The sequence below is a fragment of the Dongia sp. genome (assembly GCF_041910485.1).
Taxonomy (GTDB): domain Bacteria; phylum Pseudomonadota; class Alphaproteobacteria; order Dongiales; family Dongiaceae; genus Dongia.
In genome coordinates this window covers 1-15,075 of record NZ_JAYRQR010000058.1, presented here as the reverse complement: position 1 = coordinate 15,075, position 15,075 = coordinate 1, and the positions used below count along the sequence as shown (strand labels likewise).

Here is a 15,075-nt window from a genome sequence, read left to right as displayed (position 1 = left end):
TGCCCGCAAATTCGTGGATGCCCCGCCTGCGCGGGGCACGACAATGAGAAGAGGCAGGACGTCTCGCCCTCAAACCTTCGCGGCGCTGAAGATGAGCCTCAAGCCAAGCGCCGCCATCACGGCGCCGGCGGCACGGTCGATCCAGGCCTTGAAGCTCAGATACGCGGCGCGCGGCCGCGCCGTCGAGAAAGCGAGCGCCACCGCGCTGTACCAGCCGCCCTCGATCAGAAACAGGATGAAGGGCAGCATGACGATCGTCCCCAGCGAGGGCCTGGCCGGCAGCAGCGCTGCGAACACGCTGGAATAGAAGATCACCGTCTTCGGATTGGAAAGCTGGGTCCCGAGCGACAGCAGGAAGGTGCGGAAGAAGCCGTTTCCCCGCCCCGTCGCCTCGTTCCCCGTCGCGAGAGGTTCCTTGGCCCCCCGCCACAGGCGGTAGCCCAGATAGGCCAGATAGGCGCCGCCGCCGACCTTGAAGCCCATATAGAGCCATTCGACCTGCATGAAGAGCGCCTGCAGCCCGATGACGGCGAGGGTGGCGAGGATCATCCCGCCCACCCCCATGCCGAGGGCGGAGGCGAGGCCGATCCGGCGCGATTGCGACAGCGAGGTCCGGGCGACCAGCAGGAAGCTCGGCCCGGGGCTGATCGCCCCCACCAGAATGGCCGCCATGATGGCCAGAACGGACATGATCTCGGTCATGGATGGGCTCCTCTACGTGTTTGGGGGTACCACGGGGCTGATCGGCAATGGTAAATGGCAGAAAACCGGTCCGGACGCACCCTGTCAACTGCCCGGGCGGCAAGGCTGCCAGCGGTCGCGGAACCCGGGCCGGAGCCCAAGGTTTGCTTTGCTTTTCCGCCGCTTGGCGGCTATCACTGGCCCCGATTGGGCGCCCTTTTGCCAAGGGCGGGGCGGCCCGGATTTCCAAGGATGGTTGGGGGATATGCAGGGGCCAAGTGGCACTGGGGACAGCACCGGGGACGCGCTGCTCGCATTGCGCCAGAAGATCGACGCGATCGACAACCAGCTCCATGATCTGCTCATGGAACGGACCGAGCTTGCCGTGGCCGTGGGCGCTGCCAAGGCTGCCAAGCAGCCGGTCAAGGGCGATTCCCCGGCCGAAGGCGCCAAGTTCATCCGCCCGGCGCGGGAGGCCAAGATCCTCCGCCGCCTGACGGCCCGCCACAAGGGCAAGCTGCCCAGGGCCGTCATCGTGCGCATGTGGCGCGAGATGATCTCGGCGCTCCTCCAGGTCGAAGGGCCGTTTGCCGTCGCCGTCTATGCCCCGGCAAGCCAGCCCGGCTTCTGGGACTTGGCGCGCGACCATTATGGCAGCCGGGTCAAGATCATCACCTGTTCCCGCGTCGACCGGGCCCTCTCGGCCGTCATGGACGGTTCGGCGACCGTCGCCGTCCTGCCCTTCCCGCGTGAGGACGATACCGGCCCCTGGTGGCGCCGTCTGGTGGGTTCGGCGCAGCTGCCCCATGTCATCGCCCGGCTGCCCTTCGGGGATCCCGGCAATCAGCGCAATCCGGATCTTCATGCCCTGGTGGTCGGCCGCACACCGACCGAACCCACCGACCGCGACCATTCGCTGCTGGTGCTTGAAACCGCCGAGCCGGTCAGCCGCTCGACCTTGCGCCAGGCCCTGGCCGGCGTCGGCCTCACCACCAGCTTCATTCATGGCGGGCGCGACCAGCAGGCGGCCGACCTCAACCTCGCAGAGGTGGCGGGCTATGTCGACGGCACGGACCCGCGCCTCGGCCTCGTCGCCAGCGCCCTCGGCAACGGCGCGCGCCTCTACAGCATCGGCTCCTATGCCGAGCCGCTCACCAAGGAAGAACTGGCCGACGAACCGGCCGGCCACTGAAATCTCCGCCTGGAGCCCGACATCATGACCCTTACCGTCCGTCCCGGAATTCTCGACATCGCCGCCTATGTGCCGGGTGAGCATGACCTGCCCGGGACCGGCCCCATCTACAAGATGTCCTCGAACGAGAGCGCGCTCGGCGCCAGTGCCAAGGCGATGGACGCCTATGCCAAGGGTGCGGCCGACCTCCATCGCTATCCCGACGGCGCCAGCCACCATTTGCGCGCAGCCCTTGCCGCCGAAGTGGGCGGCAAGGAAGATGAGATCATCTGCGGCACGGGTTCCGACGACATTTTGGTGCTGATCACCCGCGCTTATGCCGGTCCCGGCGACGAGGTGCTCTATTCGCGCCACGGCTTTCTCATCTATCCGATTGCCGCGCAATCGGTTGGTGCCACACCGGTCACAGCACCGGAAAAGGACCTCACCACCGATGTCGACGCGCTTCTCGCTGCGGTGACGCCACGCACCAAGATCTGCTTCGTCGCCAACCCGAACAATCCGACGGGCAGCTATATCCCGGCCTCGGAAATGCGGCGCCTGCGCGAAGGGCTGCCCGCCAATGTGCTGCTCGTCATCGACGCGGCCTATGCCGAATATGTCGACAAGCCCGACTATACCGACGGTGCCGAGCTGGTGAAGCAGCACGACAATGTCATCATGTCGCGCACCTTCTCCAAGATTTACGGGCTTGCCGCGCTTCGCCTGGGCTGGGCCTATGGCAACAAGGCCATCATCGACGTGCTGCACCGCATCCGCGGCGTCTTCAATGTGGCGGCACCCGCACAGCTCGCCGGTGTCGCGGGTCTTGCCGACAAGGATCATGTGAAGCGATCGAAGGCGCATAACGATTACTGGCTGCCCTGGTTTGCGGCTGAAGTGAAGCGCATCGGCCTTCACCCCTGCCCCAGCGTCGGCAATTTCCTGCTGGTGCGCTTCCCCAGCGACCCGAAGCTCAATGCCGACGCCGCCGAGAAGTTCTTGAAGTCGCGCCGCGTGCTGGTCAGGAAGATGGGCGCCTACGGCCTGCCCGATCATTTGCGCATCACCATCGCCGAGGAAGCCGCCGTGAAGGCCTGTGCGCAAGCACTCGCCGACTTTGTGGCGGGAGCCGCCACGCAATGACGGAACCGCTCTTCACGCGCATCGCCTTCATCGGCATCGGCCTCATCGGTTCGTCGCTGGCCCGCGCCATCGCCGCGCACAAGCTCGCCGGCGAGATCGCGATCTATGATGCCAGCGCCGAGGCGCGCGCCGCCGCCGCCGAATTGAATCTGGGCATCGTCAGCGACAGTCTCGCAGGCGCGGTCGAGGATGCCGACCTCGTCATCCTGGCAACACCCATCGGCGCCTATGCCGAGATCGGCCCGGCCCTGGCGCCGCATCTAAAAAAGAGCACCATCCTTTCCGATGTCGGCTCGGTGAAGCAGGCGGTCATCCGCGATCTTGGCCCCCACGTGCCGGAAGGGGTGCACTTTATCCCCGGCCACCCGATCGCCGGTACCGAGCATTCCGGCCCCCGCGCCGGTTTCGCCGAGCTCTTCAAGGGGCGTTGGGCGATCGTGACACCTGTCGCCGGCACCGACCCCGCAGCCACGGAAAAGCTGAAGGCGCTGTGGCTCGGCGTCGGTTCGATGGTCGAGGTGATGGAGCCCGCCCATCACGACCAGGTGCTGGCCATCACCTCGCATCTGCCGCACCTCATTGCCTACACCATCGTCGACACGGCGACGCAGCTCGAAACCTCGACCCAGTCCGAGGTCATCAAATTCTCCGCCTCCGGCTTCCGCGATTTCACGCGCATCGCCGCTTCCGATCCCACCATGTGGCGCGACATTTTCCTCAACAACCGCGAAGCGGTGCTCGAGATTCTCGGCCGTTTCACCGAGGATCTCACTGCCATGCAGCGCGCCATCCGCTGGGGCGAGGGCGACAAGCTGTTCGAAGTTTTCTCCCGCACCCGCGCCGTGCGCCGCGGCATCATCGACGCCAAGCAGGCGTGACCATGAACGCCCGCCGCAAGACCTGCCGCGACATGAGCGACGTGCGCACCGAGATCGACGCGCTCGACCGCGAGATCGTGGCGTTGCTCGCCGACCGGCTGCACTTCATCGGCGAGGCGGCGCGTATCAAGGCGAGCCGCGACGCCGTGCGCGACGAGCCCCGGGTCGAGGATGTGATCGCCAAGGTGCGCGCCGCCGCTTCCGCCGCAGGAATGAATCCGGATTTCATCGAGCCCATCTACCGCGACTTGGTCGAGCGCTCCATCGCGCACGAGTTCGGCGAATTCGACCGGCTGCATAAATAACCACACACCGCACCCTCCAAAATTCACTTGCGAGTCCGGCCAATTTTCCGTAAGTGCCGAGGTTCGGGGCTATTTGGTCGACAATCCCGCGCTCGTGGCGCCACCCGGGGACACTCATGGGGGCAAAGCCGGCTGCGCACAATGACGCAGCAGTACCGACCGCCGTTTTTACGAACATGAGGAATATGATGGCAAAATTCCCCTACAAGGGCCGCATTGTAATGATTGGCTATGGCTCGGTCGGTCGGTGCACGATGCCGCTGATCGAGCGTCACTTTGACATGCCTTTGAGCCGTGTCACGGTGGTCGACGGTCACGACCATTCGGAAGATGCCGCGCGCTTCATCGAGAAGGGTGTCAATTACATCGTCGAACCATTGCACGAGAAAAATTATATCAAGGTGCTTTCGAAGCAGCTCTCGAAGGGTGATCTCCTGATCAACCTGTCGGTCGAGGTCGATTCGCTGGCCCTCATCGCCTGGTGCCAGAAGGCCGGTGTGCTCTATATCGATACCTGCATCGAACCCTGGGCCAATTACTACGACAACACCGCCATTCCGGAAGAGCAGCGCACCAACTATTTCCTGCGCCACCGTGCCCTGGAAGCGGCGAAGAAATTCCCCAAGAACGGTCCCTCGGCGCTGCTGACGCATGGCGCCAATCCGGGCCTCATCACCCACTTCATCAAGCAGGGCCTCTTGGACGTTGCGCGCATGCGCGGCCTCAAATTCTCGAAGCCCAAGAACCGCGAAGAATGGGCCAAGCTCATGCGCGATGCGGGCGTCAAGGTGATCCACGTCGCCGAGCACGATCTGCAGGTGACGGACGTGCCGAAGCTTCCCGGCGAGTTCGTCAACACCTGGTCGATCCCCGGCTTCGTCGGCGAAGGCTGCCAGCCTGCCGAGCTCGGCTGGGGCACGCATGAGAAGAAGCTGCCCGAGAATGCGGCCGAGCATAAGGTGGGCAGCAAGGCCGCGATCTATCTCAAGCAGCCGGGCTGCACGACCGAGGTCCGGTCATGGACGCCACATGGCGGCCCGATGATCGCCTATCTCATCACCCACGGTGAATCGATCACCACCGCCGACTATTTCTCGGTCACCGAGAAGGGCAAGGTGGTCTATCGCCCGACCGTGCATTACGCCTATCACCCCTGCGACGATGCCGTCCTCTCGGTGCGCGAGTTCCAGGAAAAGAACTTCACCATGCAGAAGGACGTGCGCCTGCTGGGCGAGGAGATCGTCGACGGCATCGACGAGCTCGGCGCCTTGCTCATGGGCGATTTTGGCGCCTATTGGTACGGCTCGCAGCTCTCGATCCACGAAGCGCGCCGCATCATGGGCCCGGAATACAATGCGACCTCGCCGCAGATCGCCTCGCCGGTTCTGGCCGGTGCCATGTGGCTGATCGAGAATCCCAATCGCGGTGTCGTGGAGCCGGAAGAGATCGACCACGAATACATCCTCGATGTGTGCAAGCCCTATCTGGGACCGGTGGTGGGCTGCTACAGCGATTGGAATCCGTTGAAGGACCGCAACGTCCTCTTCCCGGAACCCAATCTGGATCCGACCGATCCCTGGCAGTTCGAAAACTTCCGCGTCCGCCGCTGACGTGACCCTCGTTTTGTCATCCCCCGCTTCAGGCGGGGGATCCAGGAGTTTCTTTCTTCAGTAGCGACCCAACTCGTGGATGCCCCGGCCAAGCCGGGGCATGACAATGCAGGAGACCATTGAAAAGCCCGCTCTCCGGAGCGGGCTTTTTTTGTCACCAGTTGAAGCTCGGCAATCTCGCCAGCTTCACCGGACCCAGCCACAGATGGCCGTCCTGCAGCGACAGGCTGACATCGAAACGGGGTTTGCCGGTGTCGTCGGGCTTGGCGAGGCCGCCCACGATGAGCTTCGCCGTCTTCGCCTGGTTGGGATCGATGAGCCCGTCCTGCTCCAGCTGCGCCAGCGTCTCGGCAACGCCATAGGCATGGACGGCAAGCGCCCCGATGGGCTGCAGGTTCTGATCGAGCGCCAAGGTACCGTCGCCCGCGGCGTTGAGCGGGGCTTGCACGAAGGTGAAGGATTTGATCTCCAGCACACCGCCCGCGGCCGACCAGCCGGCCAAGGCTTCGGTGAGATTGGCCGCCTGCGGCACCGGCCCCATGACGGCACCCTGCACCGCCAGCGTTTCAATGGGACTCGCCGCCACCGCGCGCGGCCCGTCGGGCAGGGTGACATCTTGCGCCGCCAGATCGAAGCCGATGAAAGGCTGGTGGTAGTCGGTCGGCGGCGCTTTCGGAATGCCAATCTCGCCACTGAGTTCGGCCGCCTGATAGAGGCCGGGTGTCGCCGCCAGCTTGGCGCTGACCGCCGTGAAGCGGATTTGGTTGATGTTCCACGGCCGCATCTCGGCCACAAGGGATGACGTCTCGACCCCAAGCGGCGCCGGCCCGGCAAGTGCCAGCTTGGCCGCGCCGAAATCCCGCCGGAACGCCAAGGGAAAGCCGCCGATGCCGCCCTCGGCCAGGGTCAATTCGATCCCTGCCGCGCGCTGCTGGGCGATCCAGGCCTCGATCCCGGTCTGCAGCCGTCCGGCGACATAGAACCAGTATCCGGTATAGCCGCCGCAGATCAGCAGCAGCAGCACGGCAAAGGCAATCAGTGGCAGTTTCACGCGGCGGCCACCGGCTTGCCGGATACCGGAATCGCCATGCGATCCTTGTTGAGCTTGCGCTCCACCCAGTTGAGACCCCGGGTCAGGAAATAGACCGTCACGAAATAGACGATGCCGGCGCCGATGAGCGTATCGTAGACGCGGTAGGTGTCGACACGGATCGTCGTCGCCGTGCCCATCACTTCATAGACCGTGACCAGCGACGCGATCGAGGTCGCCTTCAGCAGCAGGATCGTTTCCGAACTCATGGTCGGCAGGCAGATGCGCACGGCGCGCGGCAGCGTGATACGCCAGAAGACCTGCAGGCGGCTCATGCCGAAGGCACTTGCGGCCTCGATCTCGCCATGCGGCACGGCGAGGATGGCGCCACGCAAAATCTCGCCGGTATAGCCGGCGGTGTTCAGCGACAGCGCGAAGATCGCGTAGTAGATGCCGTCCTTCAGGAACGGATAGCCGCGCATCATCCAGCCCGGGATCAACTGCCCCAGGCCGTAATAGATGAAATAGAGCTGGATGAGGAAGGGCGTGCCGCGCATCGTGAAGATGAAGACACGTGCCGGAATCCACAGCAGCGGATTGGAATTGAGACGCGCCAGGGCCACCGGCACGGCCAGGATGTTGCCGATGACGCTGGAGGAGATGGTGAGCAGCAGGGTGAGCGGCAGCGCCCAGAGGAGCTGCGGCATCACCACGGTGAACATATAGATCGGATCGAATTTCATTTGCTGTTCTCTCCCGGCCGTCAGGCGCGCCGAACGCCGCGATTGGCGCGCTTCTCTAGACGACCGGTGACATACATCGACACCCCCGACACGATCATGAACACGACTGCCGTGGCACCGTAATAGAACAGGAAATGCTTGGTCTGGTTGGCGGCACCGCGGCCAACCGACATGATGTCGCCCACCGCCGCCACCACGCTGACGAAGGCGCTGTCCTTAGTGATGTTGAGCCACTGGTTGCCGAGGCCCGAGATGGCATAGCGCACCATCTGCGGCAGGATGATGCGGATGAAGCGGCGCGGCCCGTGCATGCCGAAGGCTTTCGCCGCTTCGATCTGCCCCTTCGGCACCGCCTGGATGCCGCCGCGCAACACGTCGGTAAGGTACGCGCCATAGATGATGCCAAGCGCCGAGATGACGGCGGCAAAGGGATTGATCTCGACACCGCGCTCGGCGAGGCCCAGCCCGACCAGAATGCTGGAGAGGGTCGACGTGCCGGCATAGAAGATGAGGATGATCAGCAACAGTTCCGGCACCGACCGCACGACGGTCGTATAAACCTCGCCGGCACGGTTCAGGGACCTGACGTGGCAGAGCTTGGCCCAGGCTCCCAGCATGCCGATGCAGAAGGCGATCGCATAGGCGCTTACCGAAATGCCAAGCGTCGTGTAGATGCCCTTGAAGAACTCGTCGCCATAACCTGAATCTCCCCAGGCTAGGCTCGACCATAAGGATTGTTCAGCCGCCAAAGCTGGCCCCCTCGTAAAACGCTGTTCCCTGTTCATCCGGCCGGTTCGCCCGGCTCGTTGCCCACCGGAATGGTACCCCCCGGCCCAAATCCCAGCAATACCGCATTGCGCCATGAAGGACGACAGAACCGATTTTCACCAACTTTTATTGTCATGCCCCGCGCAGGCGGAGCATCCACGAGTTGCTGCCTGCGGGTCGCCGACAAACTCGTGGATGGCCCGCCTAAAGCGGGCCATGACAGCAGGGAGCAGAGTTGCGTCCCCAAAGCAAAACCGCCCGGTCCTTGGGGACCGGGCGGTCTCTTTACGTGATGTCCAGGTCTTAGAAGGTCGGCTTAATCAGCATGCCTTCCAGTTCCGGGTACTTCTTGGTGATGGCGTCGTAGGTGCCGTTGGTAACGACTTCCTTGATCGCCGCGTTAAGCTTGTCGAGCGTGTCCTGGTCGTCCTTGCGGACGGCGGCGCCGACGCCTTCACCCATGATCGGGTCCTGCGGCACCACGGCCTTCTCCTCGTAATCCTTGCCCGCGTCCGAGTGCAGGAACGGGGAAAGGGTCGAACGGCCTTCCTGCACGTAATCGACGCGGCCGGCGGCGAGGTCGGCGAGCGCGGTGTCGAGACCGTCATAGGTCTTGATCTCGGCGGCCGAGCCGAAGCGCTTCTGCAGGAACTTCGAGTGGATCGTGGCGTTCTGCGCGCCCATGATCTTGCCCTTCATCGATTCCGGATTGTCGAAATCGATCTTCGTCGCATCCGACTTCGGGCCGATGATGATCGTGGTCGAGTCATAATAGAAGTGCGTGAAGTTGACCTGCTGCTTGCGGTCGTCGTTGATCGTCATCGAGGCGAAGATGAAATCGATCTTGCCTTCCTGCAGCGCCGGGATGATTCCGTCCCAGGCCGTCGGGAAAAGCTCGCACTTGATCTTGGCCGCTTCGCACACCGCCATCGCGAGGTCGACTTCCCAGCCGCTCCACTTGCCGCTGGTGTCCTTGGTGGCGAACGGCGGATAGTCGGTCTGATCCATACCGACCTTGTAAACCTTGTCGTCGGCCTGCGCGGCGAAAGCCGTAGCGGCCATGATCGCACCGGCGACGATGCTCCCAAACAAGCTCTTTTTCATGATCATTCCCTGGTCAAAGTTGCCCTGTCTACTTTTGATACCGGTCCCCGCTTTGCCGTCTCGCTGACCGTTCTCAAAGGGGGCCTTGGGCGAGGGGTAAGGACCGGCTCGGAAGAAAGACTAGCATAAGGAAATCCGGCTTGGGTAGCAGCCATACGGGCGTCAAACAGACAAATCCGCGTGAGAAATGCCTGTGATTGGCCGGTATTAACCCTCAAATCGCCGGAAAGGGCTTAACGCGTCAGGCCTTGCCCAGGAAGCTTTCGAATCGGTCCATGGCGGCGGCTAGCCGCTCATTGGACTGAGCGTAGCAAAGACGCAAATAGCCTTCACCGCCGGCACCGAAGGCCGTGCCGGGGGCAAGACCCACCCGCCCCTCGACCACCAGGCGCTTGCAGAAATTAAGGGCCGCTTCCGGCTCCGTCCCCAGCTCAGCCACCTGCAGCATCAGATAGAAGGAGGCGTCCGCCGGGATGACGCGGACCCGGTTCATGCGCGAGAGGCGCTCCAGCACCAAATCGCGCCCACTCTTGCAGCGCGCCACCATCCACTTCACCCAATCCTCGCCGTCGCGGATCGCCTTGACGCAGGCGGCCTGCAGGAAGGGTTGGCCGCCGGACGTGTTGAATTCGAGGAGGCGCTCGAAGGCGGTCGTCGCCGCGCGCGGCATCACCATCCAGCCGATGCGCCAGCCGGTCATGGCCCAGGTCTTGGAGAAGGAATTGACCACGAAGACCGGATCGTCGGGCCCCGCGATTTCCAGAAACGAGGGCGCCACCGCAAGGGAGTAGACAAGGCGGTTATAGACTTCGTCGGCGATAAGGGCGATGCCGCGCGCCCGGCAGAAATCGAGCAGCGCCTTGCGCTGTTCCTCCGGCATGATCCAGCCCGTGGGATTGCCGGGCGAGGCCACATAAATGGCGCGCGTCTTTGCATCGCAAGCGGCGAACAGCTTCTCCATGTCGAGATGCCAGCCATCATCCTCACCTTTCAACGCGACCTGCCGCGCTTCGCCGCCCAGGATGGTGACAGCACGATAGATGTTCGGCCAGACGGGTGAGACGCAGACCATGTTGTCGTCGGCGCTGATCAGCGATTGCACGATCAGCATCATCGCGTTCATGCCGCTCGACGTCACCGCGATCCGGTCCTCGGTGAGGTCGATGCCATAGAGCCTGCGGTGATAGTCGATGAGCGCCTCGCGCAGTTCAGGGATACCGCGCTTGTAGGTATAGAAGGTCTTGCCTTCCTTGAGGGCGTCGGCTGCCGCGTCACAGATGAATTTGGTGGTGGGAAGATCCCCCTCGCCGACCCACAGGCCGATCACGTCGGGCACGTCGAAGCCCATCTTCCACACATCGACGATCTGCGAATCCTCAAGGCTGGCGATGGCGGGGCGGAGGTTCAAACCGTTCATGAAAAATCTCGTCAGGTGGAGCGTGTCTGCGGGACGGCGGCGGCGAGCTTGGTCTCGCGCGGGCGCCACAATACCAAAAGGTTGCCGGACATTACCAAGGCAAAGCCCAGTCCCGCCAGAGGCGACCAGCTATAACCTTCGAGAAAGGTCGAGAGGGTCAGTGCCACGATCGGGAACATGACGCTGGAATAGGCGGCGCGCGCAGCCCCGATCCGCTGCACCAGATGCAGATAGACGCCGAAACCGATCACGGTCGCAAAGAGGGCCAGCCCGATGAGCGAGACGGTATAGGCGGGGCGCGGATCGTAGTTGAAGCTCGCCCCGCCAGCGAGGGCAAAGCCCAGGCAGAAGAGTGCTCCGAAGCTCATGCCGATCGTGTTCGATTGGATGACCGGAATCGCCAGCGCCTTCAACCGCACACTCACCATGTTGCCGAGCGAGGCGAGATAGGTCGCAAGCAGGGAAAGACCCAATCCCAGCGCCGGCTCCGAGCCGAGGCCGCTGTCGCTCAGTTCCGGATAGAAGACCAGACAGAGTCCCGTGAGGCCGATGAGGGCCGCGACGAAGGCGCGCCCATCGATCTTCTGCCGGAAGAAGATCGCCAGATTGACGATGTTCATCATCGACATGGTGGAGAAGCAGACGGCGAGAAGCCCGCTCACCAGATGCGCCCCGGCGAAATAGAACAGGATGTAATTGCCGCAGAAGAGGCACAATCCCTGCACCGCCATCAGCAGATAGGCCGCCCGCGGAAATTTGAGCGAGCGCCGGGTAAGGGCGCAGAAGGCGATGAGGATCGCCGCCGATAGCAGGAAGCGATAGGCAAGCGACACCTGCGGCGCCACCACGCCCAATTGCTGTTCGATCCCATACCAGGACGAGCCCCAGATCAGGACCACCAAGGAGTAAAGGGCCCAGATGGGCATGTTGCCAATACCTCTGTCGACGAGATGCTGGGACGCTAATACCGGCGGCAGGCGGTCACAATCGCCGATGCCGCATGCGGGATATGCGGCCGGCAATGTGTGGAGACAAAGGACATGATACCCCGCTCCTACTTGTCATGCTCCGGCTTGGCCGGGGCATCCACGAGTTACTTTCATCTTTGGCAGACAAATTCGTGGATGGCCCGCCTGCGCGGGCCATGACAACGGAATGAGGAAACTACCCCACCAGATTGAAGAAGATATGCGTGTTGTCATAACCCACCGCCAGCGTCAGCCGGTCGCCGGGTTTGACCTCGATGGGTTCCTTGAAGAAATGCGCGGCCTGCTTCCAATGATTGACGCGGGCATGGCTGTCGGAGCGATAGGTGATGTCCTCGAACATGTGAAGGTCGAACCAGAAGCCGACACCGTGGCAGATGCCTTCTTCCGTCACTGTCACCACCAGCCGATGGCTGTCCATTTCCTTCATGTCGACACGGAAGTCGAATTCCAGCGCCACGAAGCGGTCGGAGAGGCGGCGGTGCGGGTCGGCCGCGAAATCGATGACGGCATAGCTCGGCGAACGGAAGCGGTCCATCAGCGACATGTCGAACCCGGCAATGCGGCCCACGGGGTTGATACGGGCGAGATGCTCGCAGTCGATGAGCACGCCATGCACGGTCGCGCGCTCCGGCACGATGCGCCCCTCGGGCTTCACCAGATTCTCGCGGGCGTGGCGGATGATGGGCAGCATGTTGGGCGCCAGCATGCCCACATTGAGAAGTTCGGAGACAAAGACGTCAGCCTTTTCCGGGAGATCCTCGCCGATCTTGAGCTGGGTCGACTTCTTGGTGATGACGGTGATGCGGTCGTCCAAATCGTTGGCAGCGATGATGTCGCGCGCGGCGTCGGCCATCACGGGCAGCACCTCGCAGGTGACGACGGCACCGGCACCGGCACGCGCCGCCATCATCGACACGATGCCGGACCCAGTGCCGATCTCGAACACCAGATCGCCCGGGCGCACCGCACGCTTCAACGCCTCGTCATAGGCGAGGTTGCGCTCGTCATCGTTGATCATCGGAATGTGCCAGGCGGGCACCATGCTGGAAAGCTGCAGGCGCAGTGCGAAATTGAGGTCCTCGTCGTCGGGGATGCGGGCGAGACCTTCCTTGAGAACTTCCATCGCCGCATCGGGCTGCTGCTGGTCGTGCAATGCCTGTGCAAGCGACGCATAGGCCGGCGCGCAGAGCGGATCAAGGCGCAAGGCTTCGCGGAAACAGGACTCGGCCTCCGGCATCTGGTCGAGCTGATAGAGAATCTCGCCGGCATTGAAATGCGCGTCGACGAAGGTGGGATCGTGCAGGATCGCCTCGCGGAAGCAGATGAGCGCCTTCTCGAACTGCCCGCGCCGCTTGATGGCGATCCCCAGATTGTTGATGGCGGCGACCTGGACCGGCGGCGTCACCAGCGCCTGGCGGAAGGCGGTCTCGGCATCCTCGACCCGGTCGAGGCGCAGCAGCGCATTGCCCAGATTGTTCCAGGCCATGCCGTCATCGGCTTTGAGGGTGACGGCGCGGCGGAAGCTGAGTTCCGCATCGCCGTTGCGGCCCAGCGAATAGAGAAGGGCCCCGCGGCTGTTGAAGAACTGCGCCCGTGCCGGGTCGAGTTCGATCGCCCGGTCGATGAGGTCGAGGGTCTGCTCGGGGGCGACGCCGGCCTGGAAGCCCACCACGCCGAGCAGATGCAGCGCGTCGGCATTGGTCGGGTCTTCGCTGACCAGGGCGGCGCAGATCTCGCTCGCCCCTTCCAGATCCCCGTTCTCGATCGCCACCATCGCGGGCTCGATGCTGGCGGCCCGTTCCTCGGCAGATTTCATGGCTTTGCCTTCCCCTCGCAACAATCGGGGGCAGTCTAGCCTTGAGAATCGGGGGAGCGCCAGTTTGGCGCGGAAAATCAGGCGAGAATGTCGATGAGCGCGCCGCGGGTACGACCTGAGGCGGCAGCCGCGGCGGCATTGCCGGAGGCGCTGCTGTCGAGGGACGGGGCCGAGGGCGATTCCGGCGCCGACGGGGCGGCAGCTGAGGCCTGCTTGGCGGCCGTCACGGCCTGCGACAGTAGATTGGCGACGTCGAGATCCTGCTTCTGCTGCCCCTTGATGCCAGCGAAGGCGACCTGCTGGCCGCGCTGGGCGGAGGCAATCTGTGAAGCGGCGAAGCCGGCGGCGGAAACGTCCATTCTGCGCGGGTCCTGGTCTTTAGGCGGTTATGTCGAGGAGGGCTTGGGTGTTCTCGTTCTCGGTGCGGATCACGGCCGCATTGGCCTTGAAGCTGTTGGCGGCAAGGCTCAGCGAGACGACATCCTCCGGCTCCAGCGAGCCGGCGGCGATGTTCTGGGCGGTATCCTCGATTTTGGTCTGGGCCTTCTTCAGCCCTTCGATTGCCGTGTTGATGGCGTTCGGCGCGGTAATTTCCATGAGGCACCTCCCTGGCTGCCAACGGTCGCAGCCCGAAATTTTGTCGGGCTGCACCATAACCCGGGTCCATTAAAAATTGGTTTCTTTTCTGCCCAGAACCGCCAAATCGGATAAATGGTTAACCAATATGAGATATTATTCCTCAATAATGTCGCCCTGGACTAAGGTCGTACCGATTTTGGGATTTTTACCGCTTGATCGAAAAATCCCGGGCTTGTTAGCATCTGCAGCACAAAAGCCAGCCGTGTCGCTGGCGCTATTCCTTGAGGACGATTTCAGACCATGCCCATTCGACCCCGGCGATCGGTGCTCTATCTTCCGGCCAGCAATGCGCGCGCCCTTGAAAAGGCCCGCTCGCTGCCGGTCGATGCGCTCATCCTCGACCTTGAGGACGCCGTGGCGCCGGAGGCCAAGGAAACGGCCCGCGCACAGCTCGCCGCCGCCTTGCAGGAAGGTGGCTTCGGCAAGCGCGAGGTGGTGGTGCGCGTCAATGCGCTCGACACGCCCTGGGGCCATGACGATGTGAAGGCGCTGGCGAAGCTCGGCGCCGACGCGATCCTCTTTCCGAAGGTAAACGCGGCCGAGGATGTGCATGCCGCCGTGACGGCGCTCGATGCCGCGGGGGCGCCCAAGGACCTGCCGATCGGGATCATGGCGGAGACGCCCCGCTGCATCATGGGCATGGATGCGATTGCCGGGGCGAGCAAGCGCCTCACCTGCCTGGTCGCGGGCACATCGGATCTGTCGCGCGATCTGCGCGCGCGGCCGGCACCGGGCCGCATCGGCGTCATCTCGGCCCTATCCATCATCGTCATCGCGG

16 protein-coding genes are annotated in these 15,075 nt (G+C 63.4%); 6 read left to right on the top strand and 10 right to left on the bottom strand.

What is annotated here, in order from left to right; all coding sequences use genetic code 11:
- Nucleotides 1-69: 69 nt before the first annotated feature.
- Nucleotides 70-702: a LysE family translocator gene (locus tag ACE3PP_RS18720; RefSeq protein WP_374384795.1), complete on the bottom strand. Its 633-nt coding sequence runs from the start codon at nucleotides 700-702 to the stop codon at nucleotides 70-72.
- A gap of 244 nt (nucleotides 703-946) precedes the next feature.
- On the opposite strand from ACE3PP_RS18720, the gene pheA reads away from it, so the two are divergent.
- The 5 genes from pheA (at nucleotide 947) to ACE3PP_RS18695 (ending at nucleotide 5,791) form a co-directional block, all read left to right on the top strand.
- On the top strand, nucleotides 947-1,873 hold the full coding sequence (pheA, locus tag ACE3PP_RS18715; RefSeq protein ID WP_374384794.1) for a chorismate mutase: 927 nt from the start codon (nucleotides 947-949) through the stop codon (nucleotides 1,871-1,873).
- 24 nt (nucleotides 1,874-1,897) lie between these two features.
- Complete coding sequence (gene hisC / locus ACE3PP_RS18710; RefSeq protein ID WP_374384793.1) at nucleotides 1,898-2,998, top strand: histidinol-phosphate transaminase; 1,101 nt, start codon at nucleotides 1,898-1,900, stop codon at nucleotides 2,996-2,998.
- Nucleotides 2,995-3,876, top strand: a complete 882-nt coding sequence (locus ACE3PP_RS18705; protein WP_374384792.1) for a prephenate/arogenate dehydrogenase family protein — start codon at nucleotides 2,995-2,997, stop codon at nucleotides 3,874-3,876. The genes hisC and ACE3PP_RS18705 overlap by 4 nt, the downstream gene beginning before the upstream one ends.
- A gap of 2 nt (nucleotides 3,877-3,878) precedes the next feature.
- Entirely contained in the window at nucleotides 3,879-4,181 is a 303-nt protein-coding gene (locus ACE3PP_RS18700) for a chorismate mutase (protein WP_374384791.1), read from the top strand.
- 185 nt (nucleotides 4,182-4,366) lie between these two features.
- A complete protein-coding gene (locus tag ACE3PP_RS18695) occupies nucleotides 4,367-5,791 on the top strand; it encodes a homospermidine synthase (RefSeq protein WP_374384790.1) in 1,425 nt (474 codons plus the stop codon).
- 154 nt (nucleotides 5,792-5,945) lie between these two features.
- Here the strand turns inward: ACE3PP_RS18695 and ACE3PP_RS18690 are convergent, their stop codons facing one another.
- From ACE3PP_RS18690 to ACE3PP_RS18650, 9 genes are all read right to left on the bottom strand, one after another.
- Nucleotides 5,946-6,842 (bottom strand): DUF2125 domain-containing protein, encoded by an 897-nt coding sequence (locus ACE3PP_RS18690; protein WP_374384788.1) that lies wholly within the window; start codon nucleotides 6,840-6,842, stop codon nucleotides 5,946-5,948.
- On the bottom strand, nucleotides 6,839-7,564 hold the full coding sequence (locus ACE3PP_RS18685) for an ABC transporter permease (RefSeq protein ID WP_374384787.1): 726 nt from the start codon (nucleotides 7,562-7,564) through the stop codon (nucleotides 6,839-6,841). The genes ACE3PP_RS18690 and ACE3PP_RS18685 overlap by 4 nt, the downstream gene beginning before the upstream one ends.
- Before the next feature lie 20 nt (nucleotides 7,565-7,584).
- Nucleotides 7,585-8,313: an ABC transporter permease gene (locus tag ACE3PP_RS18680; protein WP_374384786.1), complete on the bottom strand. Its 729-nt coding sequence runs from the start codon at nucleotides 8,311-8,313 to the stop codon at nucleotides 7,585-7,587.
- Between the two features lie 322 nt (nucleotides 8,314-8,635).
- Complete coding sequence (locus tag ACE3PP_RS18675; RefSeq protein WP_374384785.1) at nucleotides 8,636-9,436, bottom strand: transporter substrate-binding domain-containing protein; 801 nt, start codon at nucleotides 9,434-9,436, stop codon at nucleotides 8,636-8,638.
- Nucleotides 9,437-9,677: 241 nt separating this feature from the next.
- Nucleotides 9,678-10,853, bottom strand: a complete 1,176-nt coding sequence (locus ACE3PP_RS18670) for a pyridoxal phosphate-dependent aminotransferase (protein WP_374384784.1) — start codon at nucleotides 10,851-10,853, stop codon at nucleotides 9,678-9,680.
- An 11-nt stretch (nucleotides 10,854-10,864) separates the two neighbouring features.
- Nucleotides 10,865-11,779 (bottom strand): DMT family transporter, encoded by a 915-nt coding sequence (locus ACE3PP_RS18665; protein WP_374384783.1) that lies wholly within the window; start codon nucleotides 11,777-11,779, stop codon nucleotides 10,865-10,867.
- A gap of 238 nt (nucleotides 11,780-12,017) precedes the next feature.
- Complete coding sequence (locus tag ACE3PP_RS18660) at nucleotides 12,018-13,658, bottom strand: tetratricopeptide repeat protein (RefSeq protein ID WP_374384781.1); 1,641 nt, start codon at nucleotides 13,656-13,658, stop codon at nucleotides 12,018-12,020.
- A gap of 77 nt (nucleotides 13,659-13,735) precedes the next feature.
- Nucleotides 13,736-14,017 (bottom strand): hypothetical protein, encoded by a 282-nt coding sequence (locus tag ACE3PP_RS18655; RefSeq protein ID WP_374384780.1) that lies wholly within the window; start codon nucleotides 14,015-14,017, stop codon nucleotides 13,736-13,738.
- Between the two features lie 19 nt (nucleotides 14,018-14,036).
- The gene (locus tag ACE3PP_RS18650; RefSeq protein ID WP_374384779.1) at nucleotides 14,037-14,255 is read right to left on the bottom strand and encodes a hypothetical protein; all 219 of its coding nucleotides are present in this window, start codon (nucleotides 14,253-14,255) and stop codon (nucleotides 14,037-14,039) included.
- Between the two features lie 282 nt (nucleotides 14,256-14,537).
- Between ACE3PP_RS18650 and ACE3PP_RS18645 the strand changes: the two genes are divergently transcribed.
- On the top strand, nucleotides 14,538-15,075 hold a 538-nt coding region (locus tag ACE3PP_RS18645), incomplete at its 3' end, for a CoA ester lyase (RefSeq protein WP_374384778.1).